We start from the raw sequence: 9204 nt of genomic DNA, 5'->3' as shown, positions 1-9204 counted from the left end.
CAAGGGCGATCTGAGCCACGGTGCAGCCCTTTTGCGCCGCCAGATGCTCGGCGCTTATCTGCTGTCGAGCGGCGTCTACGACAAGTATTACTACGCCGCTCAGAAGGCGCGCACGCTCATCACGGAAGACTACGCGCGCGCGTTCGAGCAGGCGGACGTGCTGCTCATGCCCGCTGCGCCGCAAACGGCGTTCCGCCATGGCGAGATCTCCGACCCCACGCAGATGTATCTTTCGGACATGTATACCATCTCGATCAACATCGCCGGCAACGGCGGCGTGACGGTGCCCGTGGGGTTGGGCGAAGATTCCGGCTTGCCGATTGGCGCTCAGCTCGTGGCGCCTGCGTTCGCGGACGAGCGCCTTGTGACGTTCGGCGCGGCGCTCGAGCGCGCATGCGCCGAGGCTTGGGGTGCGTGCCGCACGGACGATGCCGCGACGGCTGCGGGAGCGCCCGTGGCCCCTGCATTTGCCGGGAAGGGAGGTGAGCTCGCATGAAGGAGCTTTCCGAGGTTCTGAAGGACTGGGAGGCCGTGATCGGTCTCGAGATCCACACCGAGCTCACGACGCTTGAAACGAAGATGTTTTGCGGTTGCAAGCTCAGCCACGACGACGAGCCGAATACCAACGTCTGCCCTGTGTGCCTGGGACTTCCCGGTGCGCTGCCGGTGCCGAACAAGCGCGCGATTGAGTACATCGTGAAGGCCGGCCTCGCCACGAACTGCGAGATCCAGAAGCACTCGATGTTCTACCGCAAACATTACTTTTATCCGGATATGGCGAAGAACTTCCAGACCACGCAGGGTCCGGTGGCGTTCGCCATGCACGGCCGACTCGACCTCGAGGTGACGGGGCGCGGCGCCGCCGAGCGTCCGGAGGGCGCGTTCGGTGAAGCAGAGGCCGAGAGTCTCGCGAGCGCCTCGGCCGGTGCCGTTGGCCTTTCCGCCAGCATGGTGCGCGACCTCCCCGAAGGCCTGACATTGGGGACAGTCCCCAATGTCATGACAAAAGGGACGGGCGTTGAAGGCGGCGCTGCAGCGCAGGCTGGCGCGCTCGCCGGGCTTTCGGGCTACGATACGGCCTCGCTTGCGCTGCCGGAACGCCACGAGGACGGTTCCTACACCGTGCCCATCCGGATCCTGCGCATCCACATGGAGGAGGACGCCGCCAAGATGGTGCACGTGGGCGGCGAGGAAGGCCGCATCGGCGGCGCGGCGGAGTCGCTCATCGACTACAACCGATGCGGCACGCCGCTCATCGAGCTCGTCACCGAGCCCGATCTGCGCACGCCCGAGGAGGCTCGCCTCTTCATGGAGAAGCTGCGTCGTATCTTCATCACGCTCGGCATATCCGACTGCTCCATGGAGAAGGGCTCCATGCGTTGCGACGGCAACGTGAGCCTGCGTCGGCGCGGGTCGAGCGAGCTGGGCACGAAGACCGAGCTCAAGAACCTGAACTCTTTCAAAGCGCTGCACGACGGCTTGGCGTACGAGATCTGTCGCCAAGCTGAGGTGCTCGAAGCCGGCGGCGAGATTTACCAGGAGACGCGCCATTGGGAGCCGAGCCGCAAGCGCACCGTGGTGATGCGTGTGAAGGAGACGGCGGATGACTACCGCTTCTTCCCCGATCCCGACCTGGCACCCTTCGACCTCACCGACGCGTTCATCGACCACTGCCGCGCTGAGCTGCCGGAGCTTCCGGATGCGCGCCGTGAGCGTTTCGTGCGCGATTTCGGCATCAAACGCGCCGACGCAGAGCAGATCGCGGGCGACCCCGAGGTGGCGGAATTCTTCGAGGAGGCTGCGGCGGGCCTCTCCGGCAAGGAGGCGCAGACCGTGGCGAACCTCGTGGTGAACGAGCTTCCCGCGTACCTGCGCGGGGCGGGCGTCGCGCTTAGCGAAAGCGAGCTCGCGCCGGCGCACGTCTCGAGCTTGGCCAAGCTCCTCGCGAGCGATGCCATCAGCTCGAACCAGGGGCACGAGGTCTTCGAGGCCATGGCTAAGACGGGCGAAGATCCCGAGAAGATTGTCGACAAGCGCGGTATGCGCCAGGTGAGCGACGCTGGAGCGCTCCTGCCTATCGTGGACGAAGTGCTCGAACACTACCAAGACCAAGCGCAGCAGTACCGCGACGGCAACCAAAAGGTACTCGGCTTCCTGGTGGGGCAGTGCATGAAGGCGAGCCGCGGCCAGGGCAATCCCAAGCTCTTCAACGAGCTCCTTCGCGCCGCGCTGAGCTAATGAAAGCATCCATGTAAAATAACCCCAGGGGGTTTTAACATCGCCGGAGGCTAGGCATCCCCAAGCCCCCGGCTACCATCGAGAGGAGGCGGCGCGATGTTCAGTCCGTTTCGAGACGAACAGGGCGCTCCCAAGGGTCTGGCGACGGTGACGTACACGGATCTTGCCCAGCTTTCCGACCTCGATGAAGGCTATGTCCTTGAGTTCAAGCAGGAGTTTTCGGCGAGCGTGCGCGCCAAGGTGCCGAAAATCATCGCGTCGTTCGCCAACTCGCGCGGCGGGTGGCTCGTGATCGGCATCTCGGACAACGAATCCCGCATCTGCCCGGTTCCGCGCCTAGCGGCAGATTACAGCCAGATCATCGGCGAGCTGTGCCGCCGCCACATTTCGCCCGCCCCGCCGTTCGATGTGCGCTTCATCGCCGATCCGGCAGACGCCGAGCAAGGCGTGGTCGTCGTGCAGGTAGAGGAGGGGACGTTCCCGCCCTATGTCGCAGACGGCGTTGTCGAGGTGCGCGAAGGGTCGACGTCCGGGCCGGCGACGGGTTCGATGCTCGTCGAGCTCTATGACAAAGCGACACGGTCGGTGGCGCGTATCTCGGAATTCTGCCGCCGCACCGTGTTCTATGGCGTGCAGGTGCCGCTCTTCGACCTGTACTTCTACCGTATGGGTCTGCGCGTGGCCGAGGTTCCCAGCCGCGACGTCATCAACGAGCGGGCAGATTCCATGGTGCGCAGCTTCGCCATGCAGGGGCTCGATTGCCATGTGCAGCATGCGCACGACTCGCTCATCTTCCGCGCGTCGATCGCCCTCGACGATATGGTGCCGCATTCCTCGATCGAGCTCTTTCCCGATGAATCCATGAAGCTCACGGTGCCTGCTGTGGTGCTGGCAGACGTCGAGGCGGCCGACGCGGTGCGACGCCTTCGGGAGCTCTGCGGGGTAGCAGGGGCGGATGCTGAGGTATCCGGTAACAACATTGCGGGCGCGCGGCGCGGCGGTGCTCTGCTGGGCGGCGACTCTGCGCGGAGCAGCGGCGATGCCGCGGCGACCGACCGCCTCTCCTTGAGCGTCGCGCTCATCTCTGCTCCCGATACGCTGCGGCGCGTGACGCGCATGGCATCGATTCTCGATCGCTATGTGCGCGAGCGCGGGACTGCCTGGCAGCGGTATGCCACGGCATACGAGCTCGAGAACATGGCGGGCGTGCTGTTGTGGTCGGATGATCCGGTGTATCTGCACTACGTGCAGAACCATGGCCCGCTCTTCTGCGGGACGACGGATTGTCGCAGCCGCGTGCGCTACCTAGACGACGGCGAGCACAACTCGTTCCGCGCCCGGCAGTTTGCGGGCAGCCACTTCTTCGAGGCGTGCGGCCTGCCGCTGGGCTCGCCTTCCGTGGAGGACAACGAGCTGGTGGATGCGCTGTTGCGTACCGAGCGCGGCGCACGGAAGTGATGCGTAAAAGAAATGCGGGCGCGGCAGCTTGTGCCATCGTCCGCATGAAATAGATGGTGGAGGCGCGGAGAATCCCGCGTATTCGCTGCGGCAGCTTGTGCCGCCTTGCGCGCTGTGCTGGCAAAGACGCTCACGCGCTTTGCTCAGCTCAGCGCCCCGCTCGGAGTTCGATTCTCCGCGTACGGCTAAAAGAAATGCGGACAAGGGCTGTTGCTCGTCTTTGTCCGCATTGGAAATGATGGTGGAGCTTATGAGAAAAACGGCGAACTCCACCAGTACCGCCAGCCGCGCAGCTATCCAACTTGATACTTGCGTTGTAAGAGTATCGAAAAACTGGTTTGTTGTCGTTGGGACGTGCCAGAAATAGCCATTTCTGGTGTTTGCAAAACACCAGATAGACGGCTTGCTGTAATCCCGTATAACGGCAGAAAGCGGGGCACCCCTTGTCAGGGGCCCCGCTTGAACGCTAATAAGAAAGTTTCTGGCCGGGGTAGATCGTATATGGTGCCCCAATGCCGTTCTTGCTTGCGATGGTGTGCCAGTCGATGCCGAGCGAAGCACCAATCTCACTGAGTGTGTCGCCGCTCTTGACGGTGTAGACGCGCGCAGTGCCAACGCCCGCCCTCTGGTTGACGATAGCCTGAACCTCGCTGAAGCGGTCGCCCAGAACGTCGCTGCGCGTCGGCACAACGCCGAACATGCCGCGCTCCACATCGTCTGCAAGCTGAGAAGCGGAAGCGCCGTCAATGTAGTTGATGAGGTCTTGCACCTCTTGATAACGGTCGCCTAGCTTTTCGCGGCGCTCATCGTCAACGCCGTACTCACCGCGCATGACCGCTGCCGCCAGTTCAAGCGTCGTGCCCTCCGGCGAAGGATCGGCGACCTCTGCGGGCGGAACATCAGGGGTCGCCGAGCCTGACGGGTTGGCGAACTTGCCCCACGCTTCGCGCGTCATGTAGGCGATATCGAGATCAAGCGGCGCGTTGAAGCCATCGAGACGGCCATTCGAAGTGTACTGGTGGATTGCACAGCTCCCCCAAGCTCCGAAGCCGCCATCTGGAAGCCACGGCGAAGACTGGTAGCCGGTGCGGTTGTTGTTGGCATACTGCGCAACCCAGAGCGCGTGATTCGGCGCAATCTTCGACCAATCCTCTTCGGTGCAAACGCTACGGCTCATGTAGACGATGCAGCGAACGCCGGTCTGATCGTAGACGTAATCGAGGAACTGCTTTGCCTTGTCTGTGCCGATTCGTCCGTACATCTCGTAATCGAGAACGGGAACGCCGTTGCCGAAGTAGTTACGGCAGCTTGCGACGAAGTGCTTAGCCTGAGCGATGGGGTCTTCACCGTTCATGAAGTGATAGAAGCCCCAGAGCTTGCCGAGCTTGATAGCCTGCTGAATCCACGGGTCGCAGGTGTTGTGAACGATGGTGGTTCCCTCGGTCGCCTTGCAGATAACAAAATCGCAAGGCACCTGCGCGAGGTCAAGCCCTCGCTGGTAGTTGGAAATATCAATGCCGTTGAGTGCCATAGAAGCCCCCTCTGATGCAGTAGAAGTAACTGAAATCGACCTGCTCTAGCTCTTCGAGCGTGAACGCGCGCGCAGAGTTCCCGGCGCTCGCCGGGTCGCGTATCCAGTAGCCGTCATCGTCCGCGCGCCAGATCAGCACGACATGCCCGCCGTAGTCTCTATCGCCGAGCGTTCCGCTCATGCCCGCGAAGGCAAGCCACCCGTCAGACACGTTCTGCAAGACGGGTGCGAGATCGTAAGAAATCGGCGTGCTCTCGATGCCGTATTCCGTGTAATGCTCGGCAATCCACGCGCAGAACTTGCCGGGGTCGTTCACGCCGTCAGTAAGGCATGCGTCGCCCACGAACGATACGAGGGTGAGCGGCGTAATGTCTTGCAGGGTCATGTACTTGATAGCCATAGCGGCGCACGTAAGGCCGCATCCGCAGTCGCCGATAGTGCCGCCCGCATAGGGGATGTAGTCCCATTGCGGGTCTGTCTGAAGCCATAGCGGCATGCTGTTTCCCTCGGCAATCGGCCTATCGACAACGATTGCAAGGCGGTCTTCTTCAGCCGCAGTGTATCCCTGTTCACGCGCTTCAGCGAGCGCGCCCGCGTCGCTCTCGATGTGGGCGACAATGAGCCAGCCACAGAAGAGCATTGACGCGAGCGCGCCGGAAATCACGAGGGCGATAGCCTTTAGCCTACTCATCGCGCTTAGGCTCGGTGTAGGTGAGCGCTTGCTTGGAATCGCCAACGCCCGCCGTGGTCGGGTCTGTCACGATGCCAAGAATTGCGAGCACGGCGAAAAGTGCGTTGATGATTGCGGCCAACTGATCGTTCATAACGCCGAAGTCCCACTGATAGCCGAACGGTGCGGCGACCACCTGCACGAGCAGCAGGACGGCGGGAATGAGCGTCAGCCAAAAAGTCTTGTTCTTGATGCGTGCGGTGAAGTTAATCATTTCAGCTCTCCTTTTCATAGATGAGGTCTACGCGGTCATAGATGTGATCGACCTTGTTTGCCATGTCGTGCGAATGCTCGCGCGATTCCCTGATTTCGTCGTGCAGCGCTGCCGTGGAAGCCCTGAGAGATTCCATAGCGGCTTGCAGCCCTTCCGAAATGTTGTTGCTTCGCTCCATCTGCGCAGCGATACGGCCTTCCATTTCCGAGCGCTCGCGGTCGCGCTGCGCGCGCTCGTTGAGTTCGTCGCGCTTGCGCTCTTCGCGCTTCAGCTCTAGCTCTGCCTGTCGCGCTGCGTTTCGCTCTTCAAGCTCCGCTCTGCGCTCGTTGTTGCGCTGGTACTCGTTAAGCAACTGCTTTGCGAGGATTCCGAAGCCGATAGCAACGAGGAACGCGAAGAACCATTCGGCACCGAATGCCGCTGCATGGTCTAAAACGCTTTCCGCCACGTCAGCCCTCCGTCACCTCTCGCCAGACGGTTTCGGTGCCGACAGCCCCCGGCTCCCAGACGTTGTTAGCAACGAGGGATTCCCAGACCTTGCCGTTATGGCGCACGACAGCGCCCTTCGGGTAAGGGTTCTCGTTGCTCGGCGGCACCCACTCGGGAATGCTCGACGGGTCATCACCGCCGCTTGCGTACTCAACGACCTTCGCCCAAAGGCTCGGCGCTGCCGTGGGCGACCAATCGGGCTGCGACGTGTGCGCTTGAAGGCAGACGTAAAGAACGCCTTCGTAGCTCACGCGTTCGCCCTCAGCGTAGGCGTGGCCGTCGCCGTCCCACGCCGCGAAAAGCGCGGGGCACTTCGCCGCCACATCGCTAGAGAGCGACGGCGCTTGACCGTCGAAAATGGCGATGATCGCGCGAAGCTTGACCTCTTCCTCTTCGGTGAATGCCATGTGTTCCCCTTTCTCTCGCAACAAAAAAGCCCCCGCGAATGCGAGGGCTTCGATACCTTGCTATGTCGGCTGCTATCAGCCGAAAAGCTCCTTGTATAGCGCGTCCATGCGCTTTACCGTCTCGTGCGCGCAAAGGCGCTGCATGCTGCCGCGCCACGACTGGTAGGATTGGTTGACCTGCTCGACGGTCATAATCCCCTTGGCGACCAACGCGGCTTGCTTCTTCAGCTTGCGCCGCTGCCGCGTCACGGAGGAACGGCACGGGCGAACGACAACCTTCCCGCCCTCGCCATATGAAAACCTCTTCTTCAGGAACACGAAGCCGCGCGTAAGCTTCACGACGCGCGTCTTCTTTCGGTTGATGATGATTCCCAGATCGTCGCAGAGCGCTTCGATGCGCGAAAGCGCGTCCCAAAGCGTCTGCTTGTCAAGCGCGATGCAATAGCTATCGTCCATGTAGCGCCCGCTCGCCAAGATGCCCGGAAGTGACAGCATCAGATGGTCGATGGGCGACGGCAGGGCGACGGCTAGAATCTGGTTCGGCTCCCAAGACCCAAGCCTCGTGAGCCGTGAGCGTCTATCTGGTCGTTCATGACGCGCTTAACGCGCTCATCGTCAATGGCGCGGTCTATAAGTCGCTTGCAAGCGCCGTGGTCGATGTTGGCGAAGTAGTCCGCGAAATCGACCTGCAAAATGTAGCCTTCCATGCCGTGCTTTCGGTGGTGCTCGACAAGCTGCCGCTTCATCCGGCGAATCGCGTAGTCGGTTCCGCGCCCTTTGACGTTCGCGGCGCATCCCTCGGTGAGGGTAGGCCAGATCGCGGGCGCGAGGGCGTGACGGCTCAAAGACTTCTGTATGACGCGCTCCGAGAAGTGAACAGAGCAGATGTGGCGCAGCTTGCCGCGCTCGAACAAGTCAAACTCGATGAAGCCGCGGCGGAAGTCGGCACCCGTGAGAAGGTCGCGCCGCGCCCTCATGATGTTTGGGACTACGCGCGCCATGTAGCGCTGCACGCTCGATTTCCAGCGAACGCCAGCGGCAGCGCCGTTGGCGGCATCGTATAGGTTATCGAGGTCGGCGACGGCTTCTAGCGTGCATCCCTCGATGCGCCTAGCCCGATTCTCCGCGCGCTTGGCATCGCGCCTTGCGCGTCGCGCAGCCCTGCGCTCTTCAGAGTTCATGAGGGCACCCCGCGCGGCTCGCAACCGGCATCCAGCAGCCGCTTGACGGTTGACCATGAAACGCGGTCGGAAGCCGAGAACCGCGCCATGCAAGCAGCGAACGGCAACCGTCGCGGGGTGCATATTTACGGGCTTGCGCCCGACGGTCGCCCCTTCCTTCCTCAAATGCACGGCGCGCGGCGCTTATGACCGCACGGTCTGGCAAGGCTTGGGAATCACGGCAGGGGGCGTATCCAGTCGTTCGTCGGGGCATTGTTGTTGGCATTGCCGTTGCTGTTGACATTGCACGCGTTGGACGAAGACCCGCCCATGACGGAGCGCAGCCACCAATTGACGCGATGATTTCCAAGGGACAACGCGCGACCATTTTACCCCTTCCCAATGAGCTTCACGCCCGCGCGAGCGCCCTTTATCAGCTTTATGTCGCTCTCTATGCTCTCAGATATCGCTTCGAACCTCGCGACCTTCACCGGAAGGTTCATAGCCATAAGGCATTGCAGGTCTTGGTATAGCTGCTGCAAGTCCGCTATCGCAAGCGTCATGTAATGCTTGCGCTCTTCGACGTTGCGAGCCGTGTTCGGGTAGAAGGCATCAGCCTTAACCAGATTGAACACCAAGCTTCGCGCCGTCTCCGCCATGGGGACGGCGAGGATGAAGCGATAAGACTTCGGCACCGCCGACGAAGCCACAAGACGCGTCACGTCGTTTCGAATCGAAACAGCAGTGTTGAAATACTCGAACGAGCTTAGGTTGCGGTTCCGCACATATACGCCGCTCAATTTTCAACATCCCCCCCCTCCGTGATTTTTGAAAATTGCTTCGCCCGCGCTTCGCGCGGGGAAGCAAAGGCGCATGCGCAAGGCATGCGCCAGACCAGTACCTAGTACGGCTGATTTTATCAGCCTAGGAGGAAGCACGGCAGGGGGCGTATCCAGTCGTTCGTCGGGGCATGGTTG

General features: G+C 61.7%; 12 protein-coding genes. 3 read left to right on the top strand and 9 right to left on the bottom strand.

The features are described from left to right. From QZ079_RS05735 to QZ079_RS05725, 3 genes are all read left to right on the top strand, one after another. Positions 1-496 (top strand): amidase family protein (locus QZ079_RS05735; RefSeq protein WP_297036237.1); only part of this gene is annotated, 496 nt, incomplete at its 5' end. Then, positions 493-2238, top strand: a complete 1746-nt coding sequence (gene gatB / locus QZ079_RS05730) for an Asp-tRNA(Asn)/Glu-tRNA(Gln) amidotransferase subunit GatB (protein ID WP_297036234.1) — start codon at positions 493-495, stop codon at positions 2236-2238. The genes QZ079_RS05735 and gatB, both read left to right, overlap by 4 nt. A 96-nt stretch (positions 2239-2334) precedes the next feature. Beyond that, positions 2335-3696, top strand: a complete 1362-nt coding sequence (locus QZ079_RS05725) for an ATP-binding protein (RefSeq protein WP_297036231.1) — start codon at positions 2335-2337, stop codon at positions 3694-3696. Positions 3697-4162: 466 nt separating this feature from the next. Here QZ079_RS05725 and QZ079_RS05720 read toward each other — a convergent pair whose 3' ends face one another. From QZ079_RS05720 to QZ079_RS05685, 9 genes are all read right to left on the bottom strand, one after another. Beyond that, complete coding sequence (locus QZ079_RS05720; RefSeq protein WP_297036228.1) at positions 4163-5227, bottom strand: GH25 family lysozyme; 1065 nt, start codon at positions 5225-5227, stop codon at positions 4163-4165. Beyond that, positions 5208-5918, bottom strand: coding sequence for a C39 family peptidase (locus QZ079_RS05715; RefSeq protein ID WP_297036226.1), 711 nt, complete (start codon positions 5916-5918; stop codon positions 5208-5210). Before QZ079_RS05715 ends, QZ079_RS05720 begins: the two co-directional genes overlap by 20 nt. Beyond that, positions 5911-6171, bottom strand: a complete 261-nt coding sequence (locus QZ079_RS05710; protein ID WP_297036223.1) for a phage holin — start codon at positions 6169-6171, stop codon at positions 5911-5913. The genes QZ079_RS05715 and QZ079_RS05710 overlap by 8 nt, the downstream gene beginning before the upstream one ends. A gap of 1 nt (position 6172) precedes the next feature. Then, a complete protein-coding gene (locus QZ079_RS05705; protein ID WP_297036218.1) occupies positions 6173-6619 on the bottom strand; it encodes a hypothetical protein in 447 nt (148 codons plus the stop codon). 1 nt (position 6620) lies between these two features. Beyond that, the gene (locus QZ079_RS05700; protein WP_297036215.1) at positions 6621-7067 is read right to left on the bottom strand and encodes a carbohydrate-binding protein; all 447 of its coding nucleotides are present in this window, start codon (positions 7065-7067) and stop codon (positions 6621-6623) included. A gap of 75 nt (positions 7068-7142) precedes the next feature. Further along, entirely contained in the window at positions 7143-7562 is a 420-nt protein-coding gene (locus QZ079_RS05695; protein WP_297036212.1) for a hypothetical protein, read from the bottom strand. Positions 7563-7594: 32 nt separating this feature from the next. Beyond that, a complete protein-coding gene (locus QZ079_RS05690; RefSeq protein ID WP_297036209.1) occupies positions 7595-8248 on the bottom strand; it encodes a hypothetical protein in 654 nt (217 codons plus the stop codon). A gap of 215 nt (positions 8249-8463) precedes the next feature. After that, positions 8464-8604 (bottom strand): DUF6273 domain-containing protein, encoded by a 141-nt coding sequence (locus tag QZ079_RS09460; protein WP_366926434.1) that lies wholly within the window; start codon positions 8602-8604, stop codon positions 8464-8466. A gap of 12 nt (positions 8605-8616) precedes the next feature. Beyond that, positions 8617-9027, bottom strand: coding sequence for a hypothetical protein (locus QZ079_RS05685; protein ID WP_297036206.1), 411 nt, complete (start codon positions 9025-9027; stop codon positions 8617-8619). Positions 9028-9204 lie beyond the last annotated feature (177 nt).

The organism is uncultured Enorma sp., from assembly GCA_905210055.1.
GTDB lineage: Bacteria > Actinomycetota > Coriobacteriia > Coriobacteriales > Coriobacteriaceae > Enorma.
This window is presented reverse-complemented; position numbering and strand designations above follow the sequence as displayed.